This is a genomic window from Microbacterium sp. BLY, assembly GCF_017939615.1.
Lineage (GTDB): Bacteria > Actinomycetota > Actinomycetes > Actinomycetales > Microbacteriaceae > Microbacterium.
Genome location: NZ_JAGKSR010000001.1, coordinates 291,759 through 316,813 on the forward strand (window position 1 = coordinate 291,759; position 25,055 = coordinate 316,813).

The window sequence follows — 25,055 nt, forward strand, 5'->3', positions numbered from 1 at the left end:
CGCGCGGAGTGCGCCCCCGGAGTGCCAGGATGTGAGGATGACCGACATCAGGCCGGCTCTCATCGAGCGTGCAGGCATCGAGATCATCCCCGAGTCCGAGCGGACCGCCCAGCCCCGTGACCTGTTCTGGCCGTGGTTCGCGGCGAACGTCTCGGTGTTCGGGATGTCGTACGGCTCGTTCGTGCTCGGCTTCGGCATCTCGTTCTGGCAGGCGACGCTCGTGTCGGTCATCGGCATCGTCGTGTCGTTCCTGCTGTGCGGGCTCATCGCGATCGCGGGCAAGCGGGGCTCGGCGCCGACGATGGTGCTCTCCCGGGCCGCGTTCGGTGTGCAGGGGCAGAAGGTCCCCGGGATCGTGTCCTGGCTCACCTCGATCGGGTGGGAGACCTTCCTCGCGATCATGGCGGTGCTCGCGACGGCGACCGTCATCACGCAGCTTGGCGGCGACGGGGACAGCCTGTGGCTGAAGATCGTCGCGACCGTGATCGTCGCGGCACTGATCGTCGCCGCCTCCGTGCTCGGATACCACACGATCATGCGGCTGCAGTCGGTGCTCACGTGGATCACGGGCGTTGTCACCATCCTCTACATCATCCTCGCCGCGCCGACCATCGACCTCGCCGCGGTGCTGGCCCGTCCCGACGGCGGCATCGGCCAGGTCGTCGGCGCGCTCGTGATGGTCATGACCGGGTTCGGGCTGGGCTGGATCAACATCGCCGCGGACTGGTCGCGCTATCAGAAGCGCACCGCGTCCGACGGGGCGATCGTCGCCTGGAACACGATCGGCGGCTCGGTGGCGCCGGTCATCCTCGTCGTCTTCGGTCTGCTGCTCGCCGGATCGGACGCCGAGCTCATGGACGCGATCGCCGCGGATCCGATCGGCGCGCTCGCGAGCATCCTGCCGGTGTGGGTCCTCGTGCCGTTCCTGTTCACGGCCGTGCTCGCGCTCGTCTCCGGCGCGGTGCTCGGCATCTACTCCTCCGGCCTGACCCTGCTCAGCCTCGGCATCCGCATCCCGCGGCCGTCGGCAGCGGCGATCGACGGCGCCATCCTCACCGCGGGCACCATCTTCGTGGTGTTCTTCGCGACCGACTTCCTCGGCCCGTTCCAGAGCTTCCTCATCACCCTCGGCGTGCCGCTGGCCTCCTGGGCCGGCATCCTCATCGCCGACATCCTGCGGCGGCGGAAGGACTACGACGAGGCTGCGCTGTTCGACAGTCGCGGACGGTACGGCGCCTGGGACTGGGTCTCGATCGGCACGATGATCGTCGCGAGCGTGATCGGCTGGGGCCTCGTGCTCAACGGCTTCGCGGACGCCGCACCATGGAACAACTGGCAGGGATACCTCCTGTTCCTCGTCGGCGGGGCGGACGGCGACTGGGCGTACGCGAACCTCGGGGTGTTCGTCGCCCTGGTGCTCTCGTTCCTCGTGACCTGGTTCGCCCGGGCGGGGAAGATCCGGCGGCAGGAGTCGTGAGCCCTTCGACAAGCTCAGGGACCCCGGAGGCGGCAGGCTCAAGGACCCAGGAGGCGGCGGGCGCGGGGACCCCGGAGGCGGCAGGGTCCGGGGCCAAGGAGCGCTGGCTCGTGGTGATCGACCCGCAGGCGATCTTCGCGTCGCCCGACTCCGCCTGGGGCTCGCCGTTCTTCTCCGACGCGATGGCGAACATCCGGCGGCTCGCGGACGCCTTCGGCGAGCGCGTGATCGTGACCCGGTGGCTTCCGACGGCCGACCGCTCCACCTCCTGGGGCGAGTACTTCGCCGCGTGGCCGTTCGCCGACCGGCCCGCCGACGACCCGCTGTATGCGCTGGTCCCCGACGCGGAAGGCCTCTCGCCGCACCCCACCCTTGACCTCCCGACGTTCGGCAAGTGGGGCCCGGACCTGGAGGCCATCGTGGGGCGCGGGGGTCGGATCGTGCTGGCCGGGGTGTCGACCGACTGCTGCGTCGTGTCCACCGCGCTCGCCGCCGCGGACGCCGGGGCGCACGTGGCCCTCGCGGCGGATGCCTGTGCCGGCTCCACCGCCGAGAATCACCCGGCCGCCCTGCAGGTCATGAGCCTCTATCCCCCGCAGATCACCATCTCCGACACCGCCACCCTCCTCTCCCCCTGACCCCCGCCCCCTCCCCCGCGCCCGTTTTCGATCCCGCACGCCGGCGAGACCTCCCAGCGGGACGGATTCCGCCCCTCGCGGGGGTCCGCTGGGCACGGATTCGATCCGGCACCGTGCTGCGGCGTTCGGGCGGGACGGAAAGTGCACCTCGGCAGCCGCGGGGAGGGGCGTTATTGGACCCGGCAGGGGCGAGCGTCAGGGCGAGCGTCAGGCGCAGGCGCGGACCGCGGCAGCGATGTCGGCGGGAGTTCCGCGCCAGGGAGCACCATGACCGGGAAGGACCCACTCAGCGTCGAGCGCGGCGAGGCGGTCGAGCGAGGCCAGGGCTTCCGTGGGCTCGTCGGTGAACGGGGCGGGTTGCGCCCCCTCCTCCCCCGTGAGCACATGCCGCGTGGTCAGGGCGTCGCCGACGAACACCGCGCCGACCGCCGAGATGTGCACCGCGATGCTCCCCGGCGAATGCCCCGGAAGACCCACGACGACCGGAGCGCCTGGGAGGTCGAGCACGTCACCGTCCGCGATCTCGGACACCTCGGCGACGTGGTGCGTGCGGAGCGCACTCTTGCGGAGGCCGTAGGCGAGGAACCCGAGCGTCGGACCGAGCCGGGCAGGACCCATCGGGGTCTTCGGCTTCTCGCCGGTACGCACGCGGTGTGCATCGGCCCCGTGGATGAACACCGGAACGCCGGACTCGCGACGCAGTCGTTCCGCGAATCCGATGTGGTCGCTGTCGCCGTGCGTCAGCACGAGTCCGCGGATGTCGGACAGCGGTCGGCCGATCACGGCGAGCTCTCGCTGAAGGTCATGCCAGTGCCCGGGCAACCCGGCGTCGACGAGGGTGATGCCCTCGGGGAGGTCGATGAGGTACGAGGCGACGATGTCGTTGCCGAGGCGGTGGAGGTGGGGGGCGAGCTTCATGATGATCCTCTCGGACGATTGCGATGGCTACGTTACGTAGCTATCATGGCTACTGTCAATAGCCATCGAGGAGGATCCATGCCCACCCCCGAACGCACATCGATCGATGCCATCGTCGCGGCCGGCCAGGAGATCATCGAGGCCGACGGCCCTGCGGGACTCACGATGCAGGCAGTCGCGGAGCGTGTGGGCGTGCGCGCCCCCTCCCTCTACAAGCGCGTGCGCGACCGTGAGGCCTTGCGTGTCGCGGTCGCCACGGCATCCGTCGATGCCCTCGCGACCCGGCTCGAGGCGGCCGGCGACGACCTCTCCACCCTCGCCCGGACCTATCGCACCTTCGCTCACGCACACCCGGAGGGCTTCCGCCTCATGTTCAACGCCGCGGTCCCCCGCGAGACCCTGGAACGCTCCGCCGCCCCCGTCATCCGCGCCTGCGCCACCGCGGTCGGCGAGGCGGACGCTCTCGACGCCGCGCGTCTCTTCACCGCCTGGGCCACCGGATTCCTGCAGATGGAGCTGTCCGGGGCCTTCCGACTCGGCGGTGACGTGGACCGCGCCTTCGAGTACGGCCTCCGGCGTCTCCTCGCGAGCCTCGCCGGGTGAGGACGCCCGTCATTCTCGATCCCGGGTCGCGGATGCTGGCACACTGAGGCCGTGGACGACTCCAGGAACAGCGACGCGACCGGGCCCGCACCATCGACCTCCCGCCGGAAGCCCTGGCGCCGCACGAAGATCGTGCTGGGAGCCCTCGCCGCCGTGGCCGCCGTCGTCGCGATCGTCGGAGCGCTCACCCCGTGGCCCTCGGCGATGATCATCCGCTCGGTCTTCACGAAGGGCGGCGATGAGACCGCGGCGGAGATGACGAAGCATGTCCCCGACACGGCCCTCGACGAACGCAAGGACGTCGCCTACGGGGACGCCGGCGCGGACACGACGATGGACGTGTTCCGTCCCGCCGCCGCCGACGGTCCGCTGCCGACCGTCGTGTGGATCCACGGCGGCGCGTGGATCTCCGGTTCCAAGGAGGATGTGGATCCGTATCTCCGCATCCTCGCCGCGGAGGGCTACACGACCATCGGCGTGAACTACACCCGCGGACCCGAGGGCGTGTATCCGCTCGCCGTCCACCAGCTCGACGCGGCCCTCGCCTACATCGACGCGCACGCCGAGGAGCTGGGCGTGGACCCGCAGCGCATCGTCCTCGCCGGAGACTCGGCCGGCGCACAGCTCGCCAGCCAGATGGCCACCCTCATCACCAATCCGGAGTACGCCGAGATCCTGGGCATCCGGCCCTCCCTGCGGTCGGACCAGCTCGTCGCGACGGTGCTGAACTGCGGCGTCTACGACCTCGCCGCCCTGGCCGAGCTGGACGGCGTCGCCGGGTGGGGCTTCAAGTCGGCGATGTGGGCGTACTCCGGGACGAAGACGTGGGCGGAGGACTCCACCGGGGCCACGATGTCGACGGTGGACTGGGTCACGGCGGACTTCCCCGCGACGTACATCTCCGGTGGCAACGGCGACGGGCTCACCTGGCTGCAGTCGATTCCGATGTCGAAGCGGCTGCAGGAGCTCGGCGTCGAGGTGACTCCGGTGTTCTGGCCCGCGCCGCACGAGCCGGCCCTCCCCCACGAGTACCAGTTCCACCTCGATATGCCGGAGGCCCGGAAGGCCCTCGCCGACACCCTGGACTTCCTCGAGGCCCACACCCGCTGACCCGTCTGCACGACCCCGGTCCGGATGCACGACTCGTTCCCCCGGGAGTCCGTCCATCCGTCCTCCGGTCGTGCAGGTGGACCTGATCGTGCAGGCGGGCCGGGAATGGACATAACAGGTCTGTGACGACCGACACGGAAGTGATATGTTCACGGAATGCACACCGAGAACGAACGCGCCCTCGAATCCGGCATCGTCACCGACCTCTCGGGTCGCATGACCTACGGCTCGTACCTCGCGCTCGACCAGCTGCTCACGGCGCAGCACCCGGTGAGCGAGCCGCAGCACCACGACGAGATGCTGTTCATCATCCAGCACCAGACGACGGAGCTCTGGCTCAAGCAGCTGCTGCACGAGCTCAGCTCGGCCCGGGAGCTGCTGGCGGCGGACGATCTGCGCGAGGCCCTCAAGCGCATCGCCCGGGTCAAGCGCATCCAGGACGTGATGACGCAGCAGTGGTCGGTGCTCGCGACGCTGACGCCGACCGAGTACGCCCAGTTCCGCGGCGCCCTCGGCAACTCGTCCGGCTTCCAGTCGGTGCAGTACCGGGCGGTCGAGTTCGCGCTGGGGAACAAGAACGAGAAGATGCTGAGCGTCTTCCGCGACCACCCCGCGAACCTCGCGCTCCTCACCGCGGAGTGGGAGAAGCCGACGCTGTACGACGAGTTCCTCCGCTACGCCTCCCGCCGCGGGCTCCCCGTCCCGCAGGAGATCCTCGACCGCGACGTCCGAGAACCGTACCGTGAGACCCCGGATCTCGTCCCCGCCATCCGCGCGATCTATCAGGACCCCGGCACCCACTGGGACCTCTACGAGGCGTGCGAAGACCTCGTCGACCTCGAGGACAACTTCCAGTTCTGGCGCTTCCGTCACCTCAAGACCGTCTCCCGCACCATCGGGATGAAGACCGGGACCGGCGGCTCCAGCGGAGTCGGCTTCCTGCAGCGCGCCCTCGACCTCACCTTCTTCCCGGAGCTGTACACCGTCCGCACCGAGATCGGGCCCTGATGCTCCGGGCGACGTTCTTCGACGGCGAGCGCTGGCGCGAGGGCGTCGTCGGGCTCGGCCGGGACGGGCGCCCCGAGCTCCGCGACGAGATACCGGAACCCGGCTCTCCGGCCCTCCGCGGACGCATCGTCGGCGGCTTCACCGACCATCACGTGCATCTGCAGCTCGTCGACCACGCCCTCCTCGCCTCATCGCGGCTCGGACGGGTGGTCGATCTCGGCGGCGACCCGTCGACCGTCGCGTCGATCGCCGTCCACAATGCAGGAGAACTGGCCGACGGAGGCGGCGCCGGCGCGGATTCGCGCACGGTGGGGCCGGATTCTCCTGAGTTGCGAACCGTGCGGTACGCCGGCGCCTTCCTCACTCCGCCGGGTGGCTACCCCTCGGATCGGGCATGGGCTCCGGCCGGATCAGTGCGGGAGATCGCGGACCCCGCCGGGGCGGCGGCCGCCGTGGCGGAGATGGCGGCGTCGGGCGCGTCCTGCATCAAGATCGCGAGCAACAGCACCGCAGGCCCGGTGTTCGCCGACGATCTCTTCCGCACGATCGTCGAGCGCGCAGCCGCGCACGGCCTGCCCGTGGTGGCCCACGCGGAGGGCCCCGGTGAGGCGCAGCGTGTCGTGCGCCTCGGAGCGACCCGGCTCGCCCACGCCCCGTTCACCGAGCGCCTGGACGACCAGGAGATCGCCGCCCAGGCGGCCCGCGCCTCCTGGATCTCCACGCTCGCCGTCCACGACCCGGACAGCCAGGCGATCGCGATCGACAACGTCGCCCGGTTCCACGCAGCCGGCGGCATCGTCCGCTACGGCACCGACATGGGCAACGGGCCCACCCCCGTAGACCTGAACTCCGCCGAGGTGGCAGCGCTCCGCGCCGCCGGACTCGACGACGACGCACTGCTCCGCGCCCTCGCGCCGACCGACCCGCTCCTCCGCCCCGCCCTGCTCCTCCTGCTCCCCGACGGGTCCGCCGACCCGCTGACCGCCCGACCGCTCACCCCCGCCGACCTGAAGGTGTGACATGACCGCACGCTCCTCCGACGCCGCCCTCCTCGATGCCGCCCGCGCGCTCGACGCCGCCGACCCGCTCTCCGCGCACCTCGACGCGTTCGTCGACGCCCCCGGAGTGACGGCCTACCTCGACGGCAACTCCCTCGGCCGACCGCTGCGCGACGTACCGGAGAAGCTCGCCGCCTTCGTCCGCGACGACTGGGGCACGCGCCTCATCCGCTCCTGGGACGAGCAGTGGATGGCGCTGCCCATGGAGCTCGGCGACCGCATCGGCGCCGTCGCCCTGGGCGCGGCGGCGGGGCAGACCGTCGTGTCGGACTCGACGAGCGTGCTCCTCTACAAGCTCATGCGGGGGGCCCTGCGACAGGCTCAGGGACCCACGGGGCAGGCTCAGGGACCCACGGGGCGGACGGAGCTTGTGATCGAGGAGGGGAACTTCCCCACCGACCGGTTCCTCGCGGAGGGCGTCGCGGCGGAGATGGGCGCCACGCTGCGCTGGATCACCCCCGACCCCGTGCACGGCGTCACGGTCGACGACGTCGCCGCCGTCGTCTCCGAACGGACCGCGCTGGTGTCGCTGAGCCACGTGGACTACCGCTCCGGGAGCCTGGCGGACATGCCCGGCATCACCGCCGTCGTCCACGAGGCCGGCGCACTGATGATGTGGGATCTATGCCACTCGGCGGGCGTCGTCCCGATGCAGCTCGACGACTGGGGCGTCGACATGGCGGTCGGCTGCACCTACAAGTACCTCAACGGCGGGCCGGGTTCGCCCGCGTTCGCCTACCTCCGCCGTGACCTGCAGGGGGTGCTGCGGCAGCCGATCCAGGGCTGGTGGAGCGCCGCCGACATCTTCGCGATGGGTCCGGAGTACGTTCCGGCCGACGGCATCCGCCAGCTCCTGAGCGGCACGCCACCGGTCACCTCGATGCTCGCGATGCAGGGGATGCTCGACCTCATCGCGCAGTCGACCATCGACGGCGTCCGCGCGAAGTCGGAATCGCTCACCGCCCTGGCCGTCCGGGCGTACGACGAGGTGCTCGCCCCGCTCGGCGTCCGCCTGCTGAGCCCCCGCGACCCGGCACGACGCGGCGGCCACATCACGATCGGCCACCCCGACTTCCGGGAGGTCACCCGGCGGCTGTGGGCGGAGGGGGTCATCCCCGACTTCCGTTTCCCGGACGGCATCCGGCTCGGGCTGTCGCCGCTGAGCACCTCGCACACCGAGACGATCGCGGGAGTGCTCGCCGTGCGGGACGCGCTGGAGACCGGTGTCTCCTGACCCCGCGGCACCGGTCGTGCTCGATGACATCGACGCCCGGCCCGGCAGCACCGCGTCGCTCCTGCGGACCCTGATCGGTCTGTACCTGCGGCCGCTCGGCGGCTGGATCTCGGCCGCCGACCTCGTGTCCCTGGCCGGCGACCTCGGCATCCCCGACGCCCCCGCCCGCACAGGGATCGCCCGTCTCAAGCAGAAGGGGCTGCTCCTGCCCGAGCGCGGCACGGCCATCGGTTACCGGCTCAGTCCCGCCGCCCTGCCGATGCTGGAGCGGGGCGACCGGCGGATCTTCCGCATGCAGGAGATGACCGACGACGATCCGTGGTGTCTCGTCTCGTTCTCGATCCCGGAGAGCGCGCGCAGCGTGCGCCACCAGCTGCGGCGGCGGCTGCACTGGATCGGTGCCGGCGTCGTGTCCCCCGCGCTGTGGATCTGCCCGGGCCATCTCCGCGACGAAGCCGTCCAGATCCTGGACGACCTCGGTGCCCGGCGCTGGGCGACGCTGTTCGAGGCCTCGGCACCGGCCCCGGCCGGGACGCTGCCGGAGGCCGCCGCCGAGTGGTGGGACCTCGACGCGCTGCGCGCCGAGCACGAGGCGTTCCAGGCGTCGCTCGCCGGCCTCCCCGCCGATCCGTTCGCCGCGTACGTGCATCTGATCGACCGCTGGCGGGTGCTGCCCTACACCGACCCGGGGCTGCCCCCGGCGATGCTGCCGGCCGACTGGCCGGGGCGACGCAGCTTCGATGCGTTCGCCCGGCTGTCCGCACGGTGGGCGGCACCCGCCCTCGCGCACGTGCGCGCGGCGACGACCTAGTTCCGGCGGTCGGCGACCTCGCGCAGGAACCCGGTGACGTGCTCCTGCAGCCGGAGGATCCGCATCTCGCGCGCGAGCTCGCGGTCGTACCCCGGATACGCCAGGGGCGGGAGCAGGCGCACCGACCGGTTGCAGTCGAACTCGGCGCACACCAGCACGCCCACCGTGTCCCCCTTCCGACCGGCGGCGCCGGCTCGTCGGGCGACGTAGAGCTGCACGTCGTTGCGGAGGGTCACGTCCTCGCACCACGAGCACTGGGCGCGGGCGAGCACGCGCTGTTCGGCACGCTGCAGGACGACCCCCACCGGCTCGTCGTCGATCCAGGTGACGACGTAGGCCCGTCGGGGCAGCTTGGGGTCGACCCAGCCGAGGTAGTCGAGGCGGTCGAAGTCCGTCTCGGCGAAGCCGGGCGGCAGCGTGATGTCGGAGACCTCCTTGCGGGAGGCGTTGCAGAAGGAGGCGCGCAGGGCGCGCTCGTCGATGGGACGCATGACAGGAAGAGCTTTCGGTGTGATCGCCGGGACGGCGAGACGGATCGGAGGATCACCCGGACGGATGCCGGGGTACGACGCAGCACCGGGGACGGGGGGTCCGCCTCCGGCCGGTCCTCAGCCTCTGTCTGCGGCGCTGGACGCGCCTGCAGCTCCGCTCCGCGCCCCGAGGGCGCTCATCGACGACAGCACCCGGCGAGCCTACACCCGTTTGTTTCGTCGCGTGTCGGGGTCGCTCGGCCGGCGGTGGCCCCACGACGTACTCTGGCCGGACGCCGATCCGAAGGAGTCCCCGTGTCCACGCCGCTGCACCGCCGTCCGCCCCTCGAGGTGCGTGAGCGTGCGGCGTGCATGTGCAGCAGCGGCGGACGCTGCTCGTCCGCGGCACCAGGGCACGCCCTGCACCTGATCCAGGAGCGTCTCGCTGCGGCGACCCCGGCGCGATGGGCGGATGCGTTCGTGACCGCGGCCGACCCCCGCACGGGAGACCTCGTGGTGCGCACGCTCGACGGCGCGACGCATGCACTGTGGAACAGCGCCGGCGCGGCCCTGGAGGCCGTGGTCGGCAGCCCCGTCGCCCTCCACCTGGACTACGCGGTGCTCGCCGTCGGACGCACCCGCTTCAACGTCGCCACCGTGTGACGACGCCCTGACCCGTCGGGGTCAGGCGCTCGCCATCATCATGTCGCGGACCGCCATGCAGGCGTTCATGCAGGCCTGGCATGCCTGCGCGCAGAGACGGCAGACGTCGCTGTGGTCGGCGTGCGTCATGCACTCGTCCATGCACATCTGGCACATCGCGATGCAGGCGTCCAGCATCGCCATCATCGTGGCGGGCGTCATGCCCTGCATGCGGAGCATGGAGCGCATCATCGTGTGACACATGTCGGCGCAGTTCATACAGGCCGGCGCGCAGTCCATCTGCTGCGTCGCGCACACCGTGCAAGCCTGCTCGCAGGCGGCACAGGCGTCCATACAGGCCTGCAGCACCGACATGTCCATCATCGCCATGTCGGGCATCGACTCCATGCTCTTCGACATGGCCCCCATCATCATCGAATCCATCGTCGTGCTCCCTTCGTCGCGGACGACGGGCAGGTCACCCGCCTGGCGCCAGGCTAACCCCTGGGCGGACGGGAGTCGATGGGGGCGGAACGGTGACACGCAGTGCCGCGAATGTCAATCCCGTGGACGGAGCGGAGAGCCGGTGCGAGGCTCGCAGAGCAATCGATCCGTCCAGGAGAGGAGCCTCACATGAGTGGCGCAGACGACATGAAGAACTCGGCCGAGAAGCTGGGTGGCAAGGTCAAGGAAGGCTTCGGGAAGCTGACCGACAACGAGAAGCTCGAGGCCGAAGGCCAGGCGGATCAGGTGAAGGCCGACGCGAAGCAGGCCGGCGAGAACGTGAAGGACGCCGCCGGCAAGGCCGGCGACAGCGTCAAGGACGCGTTCAACCGCTGATCCTCCACCCGCTGAACCCATGAAGAGGGGGAGGCTCGCCCGTGGCGAGCCTCCCCCTCCGCACTCGGGTCAGACCTTGCGGCTGCCGGTGATGGCTCGGATCAGCCAGGCGATCACGGCGATGGCCAGGAGCACCAGACCGACCCACAGCAGGAACTGGAGCGACTGCACCAGTCCTCCGGTGATCGCGAGGATCACGGCGATGACGATGACGATGATCAGGAGGATGTTCATCGGGTCTTTCCCTTCTCTGGGGGGCGCGGGCGCCCGACTGCGGTGAGACCACGCTAGACCCGGATGACCGCCTCACCGGAGGGGGTTGACTTCCACCCTCACGATGCGCGAAGGAGCAGAACAGATGCCAGGACGACGCAACAACTCCCTGAAGGATCCCGAGCTGTACGAGGAGCTCCGCGACGACGGCGCCTCGAAGGAGAAGGCCGCCCGGATCTCGAACGCCGCGGCCCGGGACGGCCGCAGCACGGTCGGACGACGAGGCGGGAAGCACGGCGACTACGAGGACTGGACCGTCCCGGAGCTGCGCACGCGCGCGAAGGAGCTGGGCCTGACCGGCTACAGCTCCCTGCGCAAGGGCGAGCTCATCTCCGAACTGCGGAACCACTGACGCGGATGACGCGCTTCGGGATCGAGGAGGAGTTCCTCCTGCTCGATGAGGATTCGCTCGTCCCCGTCGCCCTGAGCGGCGACATCCTGGAGCGCATCGGCGACGGCATCGTCGTCGGGCGCGTGACCACCGAGTACCTGGCCTCGCAGCTCGAGGCCCTCACCGACCCGGTGCGGACCGGTGCGGAGGCCGTCGGACAGCTCACGGCGCTGCGCGCGGCGATCGGCACGGCGGCGCACTCCCGCCGTGCGATCGCCGCCCCCACCGGCTCGCCGTTCACGACCCTCCGCTCCCCCCGACTCTCCCCCTCGGCGCACTACGACGACGTGGCGCGGCGCCTGGCCCATCTCACCCGCGAGCACGAGGTCAACGGGCTCCACGTGCACGTCGAGGTGCCGGACGAGGAGGAGCGCGTCCGCGCGCTGAACCGGCTCCGGGCGTGGCTGCCCCTGCTGCTCGCCCTCAGCGCCAACAGCCCCTTCGGCAACGGCATCGACACCGGCTTCGCGAGCTGGCGGAGCATGCTCATCCGCCGGCTGCCGTCGTCGTGGTGCCCGCCCCGCTTCGCGGACGCCGACGACTATCGGCGCCGTGTGGATCAGCTCCTCGATCTCGGGACGATCGGCGAGGCGACATCGCTGTCGTGGGCCGTGCGGCTCTCGGAGCGCTACCCGACGGTCGAGGCGCGGGTCGCCGACACGCAGCTCACCCCGGAGGACGCCGTGCTCTCGGCGCTGCTGACCCGCGGGATCGCCCTCGCCACCGGGCAGCGGATCGTCGCCGACGAGACCGACGCGATCGACGCCTCGCTGTGGATGGCGTCGCGCGCGGGCATGGAGGCACGGATCGTCGACCCGCTGACGGGTGAGGTCGCCCCGGTGCGGACCGTCGCGGCGCACCTCCTCGACGACCTCTCCCCGGTGCTGGACGAGCTCGGCGACGAGGACACCGTGCGGGCCGGCGTGGACCGGCTGCGGACGGACGGACCCGGCGCGACGAGGCAGCGGGCGGCGCACGCGCACGGCGGGGTGCCCGCCCTGCGGAACCTCCTGCGCGACGGCAGTCCCGCCGGGAGGACGTGATCGCCCCGACGTCGCCGGGCGGGAGTAGGGTCGGCCTGTGTCATCCTCCGCCCCGCTCCAGCGGCTCGTCATCGCGATCGCCGTGCTCGCGTCGTTCGTCACCTTCCTCGACGGGACGGTCGTCAACGTCGCCCTCCCCGCGATCAGCGAAGACCTCGGCGGCGGCATCACGACGCAGCAGTGGGTGGTCGACGCCTATCTCATCACCCTCAGCGCACTGATCCTCCTCGCCGGCTCCCTGTCCGACGCCTACGGCCGGGTGCTGGTGATGCGGATCGGGCTCATCGCCTTCGGCATCTCGTCGATCGCTGTCGCCGCCGCGATCGATCCGCTCATGCTCATCGTCGCCCGGGCGGCGCAGGGCGCAGCCGGGGCCCTGCTGGTCCCGAGCTCCCTGGCCCTCATCACCGCCACCATGCGCGGCGACGTGCAGGCCAGGGCCATCGGCGTCTGGACGGCGTTCACGACAGCGGCGCAGCTGGTCGGCCCGCTGCTGGGCGGCCTCTTCGTCGACTTCCTCTCCTGGCGGTTCGTGTTCCTCATCAACGTGCTGCCCATCGGCATCACGCTGCTGCTGCTCGCCCGTCTCCGCCTGCCGGAGCATCCGCGCGGCGTCCGGGTCGACTGGGGAAGCGGGGTCCTCTGCGCGCTCGGACTCGGCGCGATCGTCTTCGCGCTCATCGAGCAGCCGAACCTGGGATGGTCCTCCCCCGCCATCTGGATCCCCGCGGCGGCCGGAACCGTCCTGTTCACCGTGTTCCTCCTGCGCCAGCGCGGCTCCGCCACCCCGCTCCTGCCCCTCTGGCTGTTCCGCGTCCGCGATTTCGGCTGGGGCAACCTGGCGACGCTGTTCGTCTACGCCGCCCTCTCGCTCAACGGCTTCGTCGTCGGCGTGTACCTGCAGCAGGGAGCCGGACTGAGCGCGACGGCGGCGGGGCTCGCGAGCCTGCCCATGACGATCCTCATGATCCTGCTGAGCTCCCGTGCCGGTGGCTGGGCGGGACGCTGGGGGCCGCGGGTGTTCATGACCGTCGGACCGCTCATCATGGCCGTCGGCGCGGTGATGCTGCTGACCGTCGAGGCCGACTTCGACTACTGGACGCAGGTGCTCCCGGCCATGATCGTGATGGGCGTGGGCCTGTCGCTCACGGTCGCCCCGCTGACCGCCGCGATCCTCGGGGCGATCGACGAGAGCCATTCGGGCATCGCCTCCGCCGTGAACAACGCGGTCTCGCGCGTGGCCGGACTGCTGGTGGTCGCCATGCTGTCGACCATCGTCGGCGGCGCCCTGGACCTCGACGGGTTCCACAGTGCGGCAGCGGTCACGGCCGTCCTGCTCGTGCTCGGCGGTGTGGTGTCGTGGATCGGGATCCGCCGCAATCCGTCGCAGGACGCCGCGGAGCCCGCCGGCGCCCCCGCCGCACCGGCACCGCAGCCCCGCTGATGCGCCGACCGACCGCGACCCCCGGCGACCGCCGCGCATCCGGCCACGCCGCCGCCGGTGTGGTCCTGCTGCTCGCCGCGGCCCTCGTCCTCGCCGGCTGCACCGGCGGCTCCGCCCTTCCGTCCCCGGGCGCGGACGATCGGTCGGCCACTGTCACGCCGCCGCCGGTCGGCGCGCTGCCCGACTACCAGCTCGGGGGTGCGTACGACCCGCCGGAGGCGGTGGGCATCGTCGGCCGTGACCGGAGCGCGGAGCCCGCAGCGGGGCGATACTCGCTGTGTTACGTCAACGGCTTCCAGACCCAGCCCGGCGAGCTCACGGACTGGCCGGAAGACCTCCTGCTCCGCGACGGCGGCGACGTGGTGTTCGACCCCGATTGGCCCGACGAGGCCCTGCTCGACACCGGGACGGCGGAGCGGCGGTCCCGGATCGCGGCGATCGTGCGCCCGTGGATCGAGGGATGCGCGGCGGCCGGGTTCCAGGCCGTCGAGTTCGACAATCTCGACTCCTTCTCCCGTTCGGCGGGCGCGCTCACGCTCGAGGACAACCTCGCCCTCGCGGAGGTCTTCGTCGACGCGGCCCACGACGCCGGACTCGCCGCGGGCCAGAAGAACGCGGCGGAGCACGCGGCGGCCCTGCGGGAGCGGGCGGGCTTCGACTTCGCCCTCACCGAGGAGTGCGCGGCGTACGCCGAATGCGCCGGGTACGCGGAGGTCTACGGCGACCACGTGATCGACATCGAGTACACCGATCAGCTCCCCCGGTCGTTCGCGGAGCTGTGCGCTGACGCGGAGTCCCCGTCCTCGATGGTGCTCCGGGATCGCGACCTCGTCACGCCGGACGACCCGGGGTACGTGTTCGCCTTGTGCCCGTGACGGCCGGGCGCTTGCCTGCCCGGCGCCTCGGCGTCAAGACCCTGGCGGGGATCACGCGGGCGGGTGAGGATGCGGGTGATCGCATCGATGGGAGCCCCTCCTCATGACCGTTTCCGCCCTCGACTCCGACACCGCCGTCGCCTTCTCGGCCCGCGGTCCGCTGTCGGACGCCGTCCTCTCCGTCCTCACCGGTCGCGGTGCGGACGCCGCCACCCTTCCGGACCTCGCCGTCGCCGCGGTCGCCGCCAGCTCCGACGTGGTGCGCGACGACGACGTCCAGCTCGCCCTGTTCGTGCTCTACGCCTCCTCCTACGGCTCGCTGCCGCAGCTCGATGACACCCTGGAGTGGGAGGCGGGCGTGGTCACCGCGCGCCGCATCCTGGAGGACGCCTTCGAGGCCGCGCTGCGGGCGACCGTCCCGGTGCCGGAGCTTCCCGAGCCGACGGTGGACGCGGTGGGGCGCGCCCTGTTCGCCCTCGCCGCCGCCGACACGGGTCCGAGCCTGTCGCGGCACATCGCGCGGAAGGCCACTCGCGAGCAGGCGGAGGAATCGCTGATCCTCCGCTCGGTGTACACGCTGCGTGAGGCCGACCCGCATTCCTGGGCCATTCCGCGGCTGACGGGTCGGCCCAAGGCGGCCCTCGTCGAGATCCAGTCCGACGAGTACGGCGGCGGACGCCCGCAGCGCGTGCACGCCGAGCTCTACGCCCGGGCCCTGCGCGCCGCCGGGCTCGACGACACGTACGGCGCCTACGTGGACGACGCGCCGGCGATCACTCTGGCATCGCACAACATGATGAGCCTCTTCGGCCTCAACCGCCGCCTCGTCGGCGCCATCGTCGGGCACCTCGCCGCCTACGAGATGACGTCGTCGATCCCGTGCCGGTTCTACGCCGACGGCCTGCACCGCCTGGGGTTCGCCGACGAGGTGGCCGCCTACTTCGAGGAGCACGTGGAGGCGGATGCCGTGCACGAGCAGATCGCCGCGCGCGACCTCGCCGGCAGCCTCGCCGAGGACCGCCCGGAGCTGCTCGCCGACATCCTCTTCGGAGCCGCGGCCTGCCTCACGGTCGACGGCTGGGCGGGAGCGCACACGCTCGAGGCGTGGACCGCGGGCCGGTCGGCGCTCCGCGAGAGGACCACGGCATGAGCACGCGCGACGAACCGGTCACCGTCACGGCCTATCCGGACGGCCCCCTGCTCGTGCGCGGCGAGATCCAGCTGCAGGCCGGCGACGGGACGATCATCGACCCGCGTCGACGCACGGTGGCGCTGTGCCGCTGCGGTCTCTCCGCGCTCAAGCCGTTCTGCGACGGCACGCACAAGGCGGCCGGCTTCCGCACGGACGACTGAGGCCGCGTCAGCCCTCCGGCCAGTAGTGGCTGTCGGGGACGGCGCGCGCACCGAAGATCGCCTGACCGACGCGGACGCAGGTGGCCCCCTCCTCGACCGCGATCTCGTAGTCGCCGGACATCCCCATCGACAGCTCGCCATCGCCGATGAGCTCGGGGGTCTCCTCCCGCGCCCGGTCCCGCAGGTCGCGCAGGAGGGCGAAGCAGGCGCGCACGCGCACCTCGTCGGGCGTCAGCAGCGCGAGGGTCATGAGGCCGCGCACGCGGAGAGAGCCGTAGGCGGGGAGCGCCCGGAGGAAACCGGGCAGCTCTTCCGGCGGCATGCCGAACTTGGACTCCTCGGCGGAGGTATTCACCTGCACGTACACGTCGAGGCTGCGGCCGGCGGCCTGGAGGCGCCGGTCGAGCGCCTCCGCGACCTTCAGGCGGTCGAGCGCCTGGAACTCGGCGGCGAACGACGCCACGTCCCGCGCCTTGTTGCTCTGCAGGTGCCCGATGACGGACCACTCCACGTCGAGGTCGGCCGTCTCCCTGTGCTTGCGCATCGCCTCCTGCACCTTGTTCTCCCCGAGTCGCCGCATCCCCGCCCCGATGGCCACGCGGACCCGGTCGGTCGGGACGGTCTTGCTGACGGGGAGGAGGCGCACGGCCTCGGGATCACGACCGACGCGGCGGGCGGCGGCGGCGATCCGGGCGCGGACGTCGGCGACGTTCGCCCGGAAGTCGGCGGGAGTGAACGCGGTCGGATACCGGTCTGCGCCGGCGCCGTCACCCTGTGATACTTTTGGCATAGGTCAAACATACCGCAGGAGGCTCCATGACCACGCCGCGCGTCCCCCGCACCGCGATCGCCGTGCGCCACGTCCCGTTCGAAGACCTCGGCCTCCTGGCCCCGCTGCTGACGGAGCGCGGCTACCAGACCACCCTGCTGGACGCCGGCATCGACGAGCTGGACGCGGACCGGATCGCCGCCACCGACCTCCTCGTCGTCCTCGGCGGGCCGATCGGGGTGTACGACGACGACCGGTACCCCTTCCTGCGCACCTCGAAAGCCGTCATCGCCGAGCGCCTCGCCCGCGGCGGGGCCACGCTGGGCGTCTGCCTGGGCGCCCAGCTCCTCGCCGAGGCGCTGGGCGCCCCCGTGCGACCGACGGGGGCGGTCGAGATCGGCTACGCGCCGCTCGCGCTGACCCCCGAGGGGACGGACTCTGTGCTCGCGCCGCTCGACGGCGAGCGGGTGCTGCACTGGCACGGCGACGAGTTCGCGATCCCCTCCGGCGCGCACTCGCTCGCCCGCACCCCCGGCTTCCCCCACCAGGCGTTCGCGGTCGGACGCACCCTCGCGCTCCAGTTCCACCTCGAGGCCGACCACCGGGCCATCGAGCGCTGGCTGATCGGCCATGCCCACGAACTGCACCACCACGGCATCGATCCCCGCACGATCCGCGAGGAGGCGCAGATGTACGGTCCCCGCCTCGAGAGCCTCGCCCGCACGGTGCTCGACCGCTGGCTGGACGAGGTCGAGACCTGAACGCGGACCACCCGGGCAGCGGAAGAGGCCGGACCCCCAGCGAATCCGGCCTCCGTTCCCCCTGGCCTCAGGCGGCGCGACGCAGCGGCACCGTCGGGAAGTCGATCGGCACGTCGAGCGCGATGTTCACGTAGTTCGTGAACAGGTTCAGCGCGACCTGGCCGATGGTCTCGACGATCTGCTCGTCGGTCCAGCCGTGGGCGCGGAGAGCGTCGACGTCGGCCGAGGTCACCTGACCCCGCTCGTCGACGAGCTTGAGGGCGAAGGCCAGAAGCGCGGCCGTGCGCGGGTCGTCCGACGCGCCGTCCTGCGCCTCCGCGAGGACCTCCTTCGACAGCCCGGCCTTCCGGCCGAGCGCCGTGTGCGCGGCCAGGCAGTAGCCGCACGAGTTGCGGTTCGCGACGGCGACGGCGATCTGCTCCCCCAGAGCAGCACCCAGCGTGCCCCCGCCGTAGGCGCCGAAGGCGCTCCACATGCTGGTGAGGGCGGCGGGCGAGTTGGCGACCGCGCGGAACATGGCGGGGACGGCGCCGAAGGCGGAACCGATCTGCTCGAGCTGGTCCTTGACGGGGCCGGTGGCGGTCTCGCGGTCGACGAGAGGGACGTTGGGCATGAGTGCTCCTTCGATATCGGACGGGCCGGGTTCGGCTTCCCCTCCAGTCTTGCGGGGCGGCACGTACGATACGCATCATTTGGTCTTGCATTCATGACAGATCGTCCAGAGAATGGAGGAGTGCCGCCTCTCGACCGCCTCACGCCCCTGCTCGATCGCTTCCGCGTGCGCAGCCGCCTCTTCCACACCGGTCCGCTCTGCGGGACCACGGTCTTCGCGGCGAGCGCCGGCCACGGGTTCCTGCACGTGCTGCGTCGCGGCGAGATGGAGGTCACGCATCAGCGCGCCGACGGCCGCGTCGAGCGGGAGACGATCACCCGACCGAGCCTGCTGTTCTTCCCTCGCCCGCTCGACCACACCTTCCTCAACGCCCCCACCGAGGAGTCCGACTTCGCGTGCGCGACGATCGACTTCGACGGCGGCGCGACGCATCCCCTCGTTCGCACGCTCCCGCCGGTGGTCGTCCTTCCGCTCGACGAGGTCTCCACGCTGGCCCCCGCCCTCGATCTGCTCTTCGCCGAGGTCGACAACGTCCGCTGCGGGCGCCCCCTGCTCGCGGACCGCATGTTCGAGGTGGTGCTCATCCAGCTCCTGCGCTGGATGCTCGACCACTCGGCAGAGCTCACGCTGCCGCCCGGCCTGCTCCCCGGCCTGGCCGACGAGCGCCTCGCGCCCGCTCTCGTCGCGATGCACGAGGCGCCAGGCGACCCGTGGACCCTCGACACCCTCGCCCGGACCGCCGCGATGTCACGCAGCGCCTTCGCGGCGCGCTTCAAAGAGGTCGTAGGGCGCGCACCGGGCGACTACCTCACGGAGTGGCGGCTCACGATCGCCCAAGAGCAGCTGCGCGCGGGCCTGTCGGTGAGCGCCGTCGCCACCGACCTCGGCTACGCGAGCGCCTCCGCGTTCTCCCGCGCCTTCGCCCAGCGCCTCGGCCACTCGCCGCGCGCCTGGCTCGGCCTCGCGGCCTGAGCTCAGCCGCCGGCCGCCATCACGGCCGCGACACCGGTCACGATCCGTTCGAGGTGGTCCGCGCTCAGCGACGGGTGGACCGGGAGGGACAGCACCTCCTGCGCCGCGCGCTCGGTCTCGGGCAGGTCGCCGGCCGGAGCGAAGGGCGCGAGCGCCGGCAGCCGATGGTTCGGGATCGGGTAGTAGACACCCGACCCCACGCCGTGCTCGTCGCGCAGGGCCTCCCGCACCCGGTCGCGCTCGCCACCCGCGATGCGCACGGTGTACTGGTGGTATACGTGCACGGCCCCCGCGGCGACCGCGGGTACCGTGAGGCCGTCGATGCCGGCGAGCCCCGCATCGAGGAACGCCGCGTTCTCCTGCCGCTGCCGGGTCCACGCGGCGACGCGGCGGAGCTGCACCCGGCCGACGGCGGCGTGCACCTCGCTCATCCGGTTGTTGTAGCCGACGACCTCGTTCGCGTAGGGGGTCTCCATGCCCTGATTGCGCAGCAGGCGGACGCGGCGTGCGACGCGCTCATCGGCGCACGACACCATGCCGCCCTCGATCGCCGTCATGTTCTTCGTCGGATACAGGCTGAACATGCCGAAGACGCCGATGGTCCCCACCGGCCGCCCCTGCCACGCGGCGCCGTGGGCCTGGGCGGCGTCTTCGTAGATGTCGAGGCCGTGTTCCCCGGCGACCTCCTCGATGCCGTCCACGAGGAAGGGATGCCCGTAGAGGTGCACCGGCATGATGCCTCTCGTGCGGGCGGTGACGGCGTCGCGCACCCGCTCCGGGTCCAGCGTGAAGTGCGTCGGCTCGATGTCGACGAACACCGGGGTCGCGCCGGCCAGCACCACCGAGTTCGCGACCGCGGCGAAGGTGAACGACGGCACGATCACCTCGTCGCCCTGACCGACGCCGGCGGCGAGCAGCCCCAGCAGCTGGCCGCTCGTCCCGGAGTTCACGGCGACCGTCGGACGCCCCTCCACGAACTGCGCCGCGAACTCGTCTTCGAACGCCGCCACCTCGGGCCCTTGCGCGAGCATGCCGCTACGAAGGACCCGTTCGACGGCGGCCACCTCCTCGTCGCCGATGAGAGGTGCGGCGGCCGGGATGACGTCCGTGTGCATGGAGGGAAGCCCTTCGTCGGGTACGGCTCGGGGCGAGCCGGGTCGGAGGTGGAGGCAGGAATCGAACCTGCGTGCGCGGTCTTGCGGACCGCGACCTGGCCACTCGGTCACTCCACCGGGTCGGGGATCGTCAGCGGCCCGGCGGGGAGTATCCCTGCAGGAACCTGCCGAAGCGCTGCACCGCGTCGACGAGGACGTCGGTCTCGGGCAGGAAGGCGATGCGGATGTGGTCGGTGTCGCGACCGTTGAACGCGCGACCGTGCACGAGCAGGATGCGCTCGGCGTCGAGGAGGTCGAGCACCAGGCGCTCGTCGTCGCGGATGCCGTGCACGGCGGGGTCGAGGCGCGGGAACAGGTAGAGCCCGCCGCCCGCCTCCTGGACGTCGACGCCGGGGATGGCGCGGAGCGCCGCGGTCGCCGCATCGCGCTGCCGGGTCAGTCGTCCGTCCGGGGCGACGAGCGCGTCGAGCGACGTGTCGTGGCGGAGCGCCGCGGTGATCGCGTGCTGCGCCGGCACGGACGCGCACATGCGCATCGAGGCGAGCAGCCGCACGCCGGAGAGGAAGGGGTCGTCCGGGGTGAAGCCGGTGGTGAGAGCCCAGGCGGCGCGGTATCCCGCGACCCGATGCGTCTTGGAGAGCCCGGCGAAGGTGACGCAGGGGACGTCCGGGGCGATCTGCGCCGTGGAGAGGTGCGTGAACCCGGGGTACACGACGCGGTCGTAGATCTCGTCGGAGAGCAGCAGCAGCCCGTGGCGGCGGGCGAGGTCGGCGATCCCCGTGAGCGTCTCGCGGTCGTACACCGCCCCCGTCGGATTGTTCGGGGTGATGACGACGATGGCCACCGTGCGCGGACCGATCGCTGCGGCCATCGCCTCGAGGTCAGGCAGCCAGCCTGCCTCCTCGACGCAGGGGTAGTGCACCGCGGTTCCTCCGGCGAGCACCGTCGATGCGGTCCACAGCGGATAGTCGGGGCTGGGGATGAGCACCTCGTCCCCGGGTTCCAGGAGCGCCTGCAGGGTGAGGCCCACGAGCTCGGACACGCCGTTGCCGACCGTCACGTCCTCGATCCCGATCGTCGGGAACCCCGGACGACCGGCGTAGTGCGCGCGGATGGCCTCCCGCGTCTCCGGCAGACCGGGCGACTCGGAGTAGCCGTGCGCGTGCGGGAGGGCCGCCCGCAGCGCATCGACGATCACCGGGGGCGCCTCGAACCCGAAGGGCGCCGGGTTGCCGATGTTGAGGCGGAGGATGCTCTCTCCGCGCGACTCGAGCTCGGCGGCCCGATCCGCGACGGGACCGCGCAGGTCGTAGAGCACACCGTCCAGCCGCGACGAGCGTCCGACCCGGAAGGGCGCGCGGTTGTCGTGGTCGATCATTCCTCCTCCTCGACGGCCGTACCGGCGGAGGCGGCGACGTCGTCCGCGAGTCGGCGCAGCGCGGCGTCGTCGAGGTCGTGCACCGTGAGCCGCAGGTGGCGGCCACCGGCCGACCCGGGTTCGAGCGCGAACTCGGAGCCCGGGCGCACGAGCCAGCCTCGCTCCGCGAGCCGCGCGGAGACGGCGGGCGCCTCGTCGCGGACGTCCACCCACACATTCAGGCCGCTCTCCGCGCGGACGTCCAGCCCGCGCGCGGAGAGCAGGGCGGCGAACGACCGGCTGCGCATCGCGTAGTGCGCCCCGGCCTCCGCGATGAGCCCGTGGACCTCCTGGTCCCGCAGCAGGATCGCGGCGAGCTGCTGCATCACGTGGCTCACCCACATGGTGCCAGGGCTGAGGCGCAGGGCGAGTCGCTCGGCCGTCACGGGATCGGACGCGGTCACGGCCAGGCGCATGTCCGGACCGAGGAACTTCGATACCGAGCGCACCAGCGCCCACCGCTCGTGCGCGGGTCCGATGATGCTGGCGTACGGGGTCGGGGCGAGCAGCGAGAAGTGGTCGTCCTCGATCACCAGGACGTGCGGATGCGGCGCGAGGATCTCCCGCAGCGCCGCCGCGCGGGCGGGCGTGATACTGGCGCCGGTGGGGTTGTGCGCCCGGGGCGTGCAGACGATCGCCCGCACCCCGGCGTCCAGCGCGTCGCGCACGCCGTCGGGCGTCATCCCCTCGTCGTCGACGGGAATGGCGACGGGCGCGTAGCCCGCCAGACGCGCGGTCTGGATGCTGGAGAGGAAGCAGGGGTCTTCGAGTCCGACGCGATCGCCGTGCACGAGGGTCTGCGCGAGCAGACGCTCCACCGCATCGACGGCCCCCGCCGTGACGGACAGCCGGAACGGCCGCGCCTGGTCCTCGGAGATCCACCGGGTGGCCCACTCCGCGAGCCCGGGGTCGATCACGGACTCGCCGTACAGCACCGGGGCGGGCTGCACCGCCGCGAGCGCGGCGGAGAGGTCGGGAAGGAGCGCGGCCTGCGGGTTGCCGCTGCCGACGTCGCGCAGCGCCGTACCGGGCGTGAAGCCCTCGTCGGGGGTCGCTGCCGGGCCGAGCACCGTCGTCCCGGTGCGCCCGCCCGTGGTCGCGATGCGGGCGGTGACGAGTGCGCGGTACGCGGCGAGCACCGTGTTGCGGTTGACGCCGAGCCGTTCGGCGAGGGTGCGGACGGGCGGCAGCCGGTCTCCCGCCACGAGCGTGCCGCGTTCGACGAGGTCGCGCACGCTCTCCGAGATCTCCGCGGCGGTGATCCCGCTGATCGCGTCCGTCTCGCCGCCCGTGTCCTCTGCGCTGCCCATGCTCCGACGGTAGGGGACATTTTGGCCTATGTCAAAATGTCCCCTCCGGGATCAGGGGCGGTCGTCGACCTCCACGCCGTCTTCGACCTCTTCCGGCTCCAGGTCGGTGACGTCGACCTCGGGGGCGTCGCCCTCTCCGTTCGTGGCCGTCGGCGGCTCCCCGTCGAAACCAGTCGTCTCGTCCTGTCGCGGATCGCTCATGCTGCCTCCTCGGTTGGTGGGACCCTCAGCATCGAGGAGGACCGGCCGGCCCGCGAGTGGCTTGACAATCCCCTCCCCCGGCCCCGCACGCAGGCGAGACCCAGGGAGGGGCGATAGCGTGCAGGGGCGCGCGCCCCCTCACGGACCCGCGCACTCCGACCGATCACCGCGATCCCCCGACAGAGGACACGATGACCCCCGGCACCCTGCCACTCGCCGCTTCCGCCCCCGGCTATGACGGATTCATCGGCTGGGTGCTCAGCCTGATCGAGACGCTCGGCGAGGTCGGTGTCGGTCTCGCCGTGCTCATCGAGACCTTCGTCCCGCCGATCCCCTCGGAGGCGATCCTCCCCGCGGCGGGATTCCTCGCGTACGACGGGCGCATGAACGCGTGGGGGGCATGGGCCGCGGCGACCCTCGGCGGGCTCGTCGGCGCATGGATCTGGTACGGGCTCGGCGCCGCCGTCGGCCGGGACCGCACACGGCGCATCGTCGGACGCATCCCGCTCCTCGACCACGACGACTTCGACAAGGCGGAGGCGTTCTTCGCCCGCTGGGGCGGCGGCGCCGTGCTGTTCGGCCGCTGCGTGCCCCTGGTGCGCTCCTTCATCTCGATCCCCGCCGGCATCGAGCGCATGGCGCTGTGGAAGTTCACGCTGTACACGCTCGTCGGCTCGGCGGTCTGGAACGGCATCTGGATCGGCCTGGGCTTCGCCTTCGGCCCCGCCATCCGCCCGATCCTCGAGCAGTGGAGCGGCGTGATCTCCGATGTCGTCGTCGGCGTGCTGATCCTGCTGCTGCTCGTCTTCATCGCCCTCCGCATCCGCCGCCGCATGCGGGAGGCGGCCGCCCGACGCGCGGAGGACAACGGCCCGGCCTGAGGCCCCCGATGTCGGCGGGACGGGGCACGATGGGGGCATGACGGACGGCTACGACCCCGGTTTCCTCGGCATCCCGCTCCCGCTTCCCGTGCCGCCGATGCCGGTGCGTACGTTGCCGTCCCCACGGTTCACGGTCCTGCTCGACCCGGCGCGGCGCCTCGCCGCGGTGACCGCCGTCACGATCGACGGCGCCCGCCTGCGGGAGCTGCCCCGCACCGGCGAATGGCGCCTCGATCCCCGGGTGACCGCCGACGAGCAGACGGGTCCGGCGGCGTACGCCCGGAACGATCTCGACCGCGGACACCTCGTCCGCCGCCGCGACCCGGGATGGGGCGAGCCCGCCGACGCCCGCGCCGCTGCGGAAGCGACCTTCACCTACCCGAACGCCGCGCCGCAGGCGGCGGTCTTCAACCAGTCGAAGGACCTCTGGCTCGGCCTCGAGGATCACGTGCTCACCTACGCCGAGGCCACCGCGCAACGCGTGTCGGTGTTCACCGCGCCCGTGCTCGCGGACACCGATCCGCCGTATCGCGGCATCCGCATCCCGGTGCGGTACTGGAAGATCGCCGCGTGGCGCGAGGCGGACGAGCTCGCCGCCGCCGCGTTCGTCCTCGACCAGTCCGCTCTCGTGGACGACCTGGCCGGCGCCCTCGCGATCACGTCACTCAGCGCCTTTCGCACCTTCCAGGTGCCCGTCTCCGAGGTCGCCGCCCTCACCGGGATCGACCTCGGCCCCCTGCCCGCTGCCGATGTGCTCGCCCGACGCGGGCTCCGCGAGAGTGGATGGCGCCCGCTGCACTTGGGCGACGACATCGTCGTCTGAGTGCA

At 71.9% G+C, this 25,055-nt stretch carries 30 protein-coding genes and 1 tRNA gene; 20 read left to right on the forward strand and 11 right to left on the reverse strand.

Going from position 1 to position 25,055, the window contains the following annotated elements; genetic code table 11:
* Positions 1-37 precede the first annotated feature (37 nt).
* Positions 38-1,477, forward strand: a complete 1,440-nt coding sequence (locus tag KAF39_RS01565) for a cytosine permease (protein ID WP_210675648.1) — start codon at positions 38-40, stop codon at positions 1,475-1,477.
* A 110-nt stretch (positions 1,478-1,587) separates the two neighbouring features.
* On the forward strand, positions 1,588-2,115 hold the full coding sequence (locus KAF39_RS01570) for an isochorismatase family protein (RefSeq protein WP_210677905.1): 528 nt from the start codon (positions 1,588-1,590) through the stop codon (positions 2,113-2,115).
* Between the two features lie 207 nt (positions 2,116-2,322).
* On the opposite strand, the gene KAF39_RS01575 is transcribed toward KAF39_RS01570, so the two are convergent.
* Positions 2,323-3,033 (reverse strand): MBL fold metallo-hydrolase, encoded by a 711-nt coding sequence (locus KAF39_RS01575; protein WP_210675649.1) that lies wholly within the window; start codon positions 3,031-3,033, stop codon positions 2,323-2,325.
* Between the two features lie 78 nt (positions 3,034-3,111).
* On the opposite strand from KAF39_RS01575, the gene KAF39_RS01580 reads away from it, so the two are divergent.
* The 6 genes from KAF39_RS01580 to KAF39_RS01605 all read left to right on the forward strand — a co-directional run bounded on the left by KAF39_RS01580 (position 3,112) and on the right by KAF39_RS01605 (position 8,857).
* Positions 3,112-3,636 (forward strand): TetR/AcrR family transcriptional regulator, encoded by a 525-nt coding sequence (locus KAF39_RS01580; protein WP_210675650.1) that lies wholly within the window; start codon positions 3,112-3,114, stop codon positions 3,634-3,636.
* Between the two features lie 51 nt (positions 3,637-3,687).
* Positions 3,688-4,746: an alpha/beta hydrolase gene (locus KAF39_RS01585; RefSeq protein ID WP_307805006.1), complete on the forward strand. Its 1,059-nt coding sequence runs from the start codon at positions 3,688-3,690 to the stop codon at positions 4,744-4,746.
* Positions 4,747-4,902: 156 nt separating this feature from the next.
* A complete protein-coding gene (locus KAF39_RS01590) occupies positions 4,903-5,754 on the forward strand; it encodes a tryptophan 2,3-dioxygenase (protein WP_210675651.1) in 852 nt (283 codons plus the stop codon).
* Positions 5,754-6,773, forward strand: a complete 1,020-nt coding sequence (locus KAF39_RS01595; RefSeq protein WP_210675652.1) for a hydrolase — start codon at positions 5,754-5,756, stop codon at positions 6,771-6,773. Before KAF39_RS01590 ends, KAF39_RS01595 begins: the two co-directional genes overlap by 1 nt.
* Before the next feature lies 1 nt (position 6,774).
* The gene (locus tag KAF39_RS01600; RefSeq protein WP_210675653.1) at positions 6,775-8,046 is read left to right on the forward strand and encodes a kynureninase; all 1,272 of its coding nucleotides are present in this window, start codon (positions 6,775-6,777) and stop codon (positions 8,044-8,046) included.
* Positions 8,036-8,857: a PaaX family transcriptional regulator C-terminal domain-containing protein gene (locus KAF39_RS01605; RefSeq protein WP_210675654.1), complete on the forward strand. Its 822-nt coding sequence runs from the start codon at positions 8,036-8,038 to the stop codon at positions 8,855-8,857. Before KAF39_RS01600 ends, KAF39_RS01605 begins: the two co-directional genes overlap by 11 nt.
* Here the strand turns inward: KAF39_RS01605 and KAF39_RS01610 are convergent.
* Positions 8,854-9,348 (reverse strand): FBP domain-containing protein, encoded by a 495-nt coding sequence (locus KAF39_RS01610; protein WP_210675655.1) that lies wholly within the window; start codon positions 9,346-9,348, stop codon positions 8,854-8,856. The genes KAF39_RS01605 and KAF39_RS01610 overlap by 4 nt on opposite strands.
* Before the next feature lie 294 nt (positions 9,349-9,642).
* On the opposite strand from KAF39_RS01610, the gene KAF39_RS01615 reads away from it, so the two are divergent.
* Positions 9,643-9,990, forward strand: coding sequence for a hypothetical protein (locus tag KAF39_RS01615; RefSeq protein WP_210675656.1), 348 nt, complete (start codon positions 9,643-9,645; stop codon positions 9,988-9,990).
* 21 nt (positions 9,991-10,011) lie between these two features.
* Here KAF39_RS01615 and KAF39_RS01620 read toward each other — a convergent pair whose 3' ends face one another.
* Positions 10,012-10,389 carry a hypothetical protein gene (locus KAF39_RS01620; protein WP_246878202.1) on the reverse strand — a complete coding sequence of 126 codons (378 nt, stop codon included), beginning with the start codon at positions 10,387-10,389 and terminating at the stop codon, positions 10,012-10,014.
* A gap of 213 nt (positions 10,390-10,602) precedes the next feature.
* Between KAF39_RS01620 and KAF39_RS01625 the strand changes: the two genes are divergently transcribed.
* Positions 10,603-10,809, forward strand: a complete 207-nt coding sequence (locus KAF39_RS01625; RefSeq protein ID WP_025102515.1) for a CsbD family protein — start codon at positions 10,603-10,605, stop codon at positions 10,807-10,809.
* A 69-nt stretch (positions 10,810-10,878) separates the two neighbouring features.
* On the opposite strand, the gene KAF39_RS01630 is transcribed toward KAF39_RS01625, so the two are convergent.
* Positions 10,879-11,043, reverse strand: coding sequence for a hypothetical protein (locus KAF39_RS01630; RefSeq protein ID WP_164498167.1), 165 nt, complete (start codon positions 11,041-11,043; stop codon positions 10,879-10,881).
* A gap of 124 nt (positions 11,044-11,167) precedes the next feature.
* On the opposite strand from KAF39_RS01630, the gene KAF39_RS01635 reads away from it, so the two are divergent.
* The 6 genes from KAF39_RS01635 (at position 11,168) to KAF39_RS01660 (ending at position 16,188) form a co-directional block, all read left to right on the forward strand.
* A complete protein-coding gene (locus tag KAF39_RS01635; RefSeq protein WP_210675658.1) occupies positions 11,168-11,434 on the forward strand; it encodes a Rho termination factor N-terminal domain-containing protein in 267 nt (88 codons plus the stop codon).
* A 5-nt stretch (positions 11,435-11,439) separates the two neighbouring features.
* Positions 11,440-12,516, forward strand: a complete 1,077-nt coding sequence (locus tag KAF39_RS01640) for a YbdK family carboxylate-amine ligase (RefSeq protein WP_210675659.1) — start codon at positions 11,440-11,442, stop codon at positions 12,514-12,516.
* Between the two features lie 37 nt (positions 12,517-12,553).
* Complete coding sequence (locus KAF39_RS01645) at positions 12,554-13,960, forward strand: MFS transporter (RefSeq protein WP_210675660.1); 1,407 nt, start codon at positions 12,554-12,556, stop codon at positions 13,958-13,960.
* On the forward strand, positions 13,960-14,835 hold the full coding sequence (locus KAF39_RS01650; protein ID WP_210675661.1) for an endo alpha-1,4 polygalactosaminidase: 876 nt from the start codon (positions 13,960-13,962) through the stop codon (positions 14,833-14,835). Before KAF39_RS01645 ends, KAF39_RS01650 begins: the two co-directional genes overlap by 1 nt.
* 103 nt (positions 14,836-14,938) lie before the next feature.
* Complete coding sequence (locus KAF39_RS01655; protein ID WP_210675662.1) at positions 14,939-15,985, forward strand: iron-containing redox enzyme family protein; 1,047 nt, start codon at positions 14,939-14,941, stop codon at positions 15,983-15,985.
* Positions 15,982-16,188, forward strand: coding sequence for a CDGSH iron-sulfur domain-containing protein (locus KAF39_RS01660; RefSeq protein WP_210675663.1), 207 nt, complete (start codon positions 15,982-15,984; stop codon positions 16,186-16,188). Before KAF39_RS01655 ends, KAF39_RS01660 begins: the two co-directional genes overlap by 4 nt.
* 7 nt (positions 16,189-16,195) lie before the next feature.
* Here KAF39_RS01660 and KAF39_RS01665 read toward each other — a convergent pair whose 3' ends face one another.
* Positions 16,196-16,978: a YggS family pyridoxal phosphate-dependent enzyme gene (locus tag KAF39_RS01665; protein ID WP_210675664.1), complete on the reverse strand. Its 783-nt coding sequence runs from the start codon at positions 16,976-16,978 to the stop codon at positions 16,196-16,198.
* A 26-nt stretch (positions 16,979-17,004) separates the two neighbouring features.
* On the opposite strand from KAF39_RS01665, the gene KAF39_RS01670 reads away from it, so the two are divergent.
* Positions 17,005-17,718 (forward strand): glutamine amidotransferase, encoded by a 714-nt coding sequence (locus KAF39_RS01670; protein ID WP_210675665.1) that lies wholly within the window; start codon positions 17,005-17,007, stop codon positions 17,716-17,718.
* 67 nt (positions 17,719-17,785) lie between these two features.
* Here the strand turns inward: KAF39_RS01670 and KAF39_RS01675 are convergent, their stop codons facing one another.
* Positions 17,786-18,331 (reverse strand): carboxymuconolactone decarboxylase family protein, encoded by a 546-nt coding sequence (locus tag KAF39_RS01675; RefSeq protein ID WP_210675666.1) that lies wholly within the window; start codon positions 18,329-18,331, stop codon positions 17,786-17,788.
* A 120-nt stretch (positions 18,332-18,451) separates the two neighbouring features.
* Between KAF39_RS01675 and KAF39_RS01680 the strand changes: the two genes are divergently transcribed.
* On the forward strand, positions 18,452-19,303 hold the full coding sequence (locus KAF39_RS01680) for an AraC family transcriptional regulator (RefSeq protein WP_210675667.1): 852 nt from the start codon (positions 18,452-18,454) through the stop codon (positions 19,301-19,303).
* A gap of 2 nt (positions 19,304-19,305) precedes the next feature.
* On the opposite strand, the gene KAF39_RS01685 is transcribed toward KAF39_RS01680, so the two are convergent.
* The 5 genes from KAF39_RS01685 to KAF39_RS01705 all read right to left on the reverse strand — a co-directional run bounded on the left by KAF39_RS01685 (position 19,306) and on the right by KAF39_RS01705 (position 23,346).
* Positions 19,306-20,418: a DegT/DnrJ/EryC1/StrS aminotransferase family protein gene (locus KAF39_RS01685; RefSeq protein WP_210675668.1), complete on the reverse strand. Its 1,113-nt coding sequence runs from the start codon at positions 20,416-20,418 to the stop codon at positions 19,306-19,308.
* Between the two features lie 46 nt (positions 20,419-20,464).
* A tRNA-Cys gene (locus KAF39_RS01690) sits at positions 20,465-20,535 on the reverse strand.
* A 13-nt stretch (positions 20,536-20,548) separates the two neighbouring features.
* The gene (locus KAF39_RS01695) at positions 20,549-21,796 is read right to left on the reverse strand and encodes an aminotransferase class I/II-fold pyridoxal phosphate-dependent enzyme (protein ID WP_210675669.1); all 1,248 of its coding nucleotides are present in this window, start codon (positions 21,794-21,796) and stop codon (positions 20,549-20,551) included.
* Complete coding sequence (locus KAF39_RS01700; RefSeq protein ID WP_210675670.1) at positions 21,793-23,145, reverse strand: aminotransferase class I/II-fold pyridoxal phosphate-dependent enzyme; 1,353 nt, start codon at positions 23,143-23,145, stop codon at positions 21,793-21,795. The genes KAF39_RS01695 and KAF39_RS01700 overlap by 4 nt, the downstream gene beginning before the upstream one ends.
* Positions 23,146-23,196: 51 nt before the next feature.
* On the reverse strand, positions 23,197-23,346 hold the full coding sequence (locus tag KAF39_RS01705) for a hypothetical protein (protein WP_210675671.1): 150 nt from the start codon (positions 23,344-23,346) through the stop codon (positions 23,197-23,199).
* 191 nt (positions 23,347-23,537) lie between these two features.
* On the opposite strand from KAF39_RS01705, the gene KAF39_RS01710 reads away from it, so the two are divergent.
* Together KAF39_RS01710 and KAF39_RS01715 are read left to right on the forward strand one after the other, a co-directional pair.
* Positions 23,538-24,227, forward strand: a complete 690-nt coding sequence (locus tag KAF39_RS01710; protein ID WP_210675672.1) for a DedA family protein — start codon at positions 23,538-23,540, stop codon at positions 24,225-24,227.
* 37 nt (positions 24,228-24,264) lie between these two features.
* Positions 24,265-25,050 carry a DNA/RNA non-specific endonuclease gene (locus KAF39_RS01715; protein ID WP_210675673.1) on the forward strand — a complete coding sequence of 262 codons (786 nt, stop codon included), beginning with the start codon at positions 24,265-24,267 and terminating at the stop codon, positions 25,048-25,050.
* Positions 25,051-25,055 lie beyond the last annotated feature (5 nt).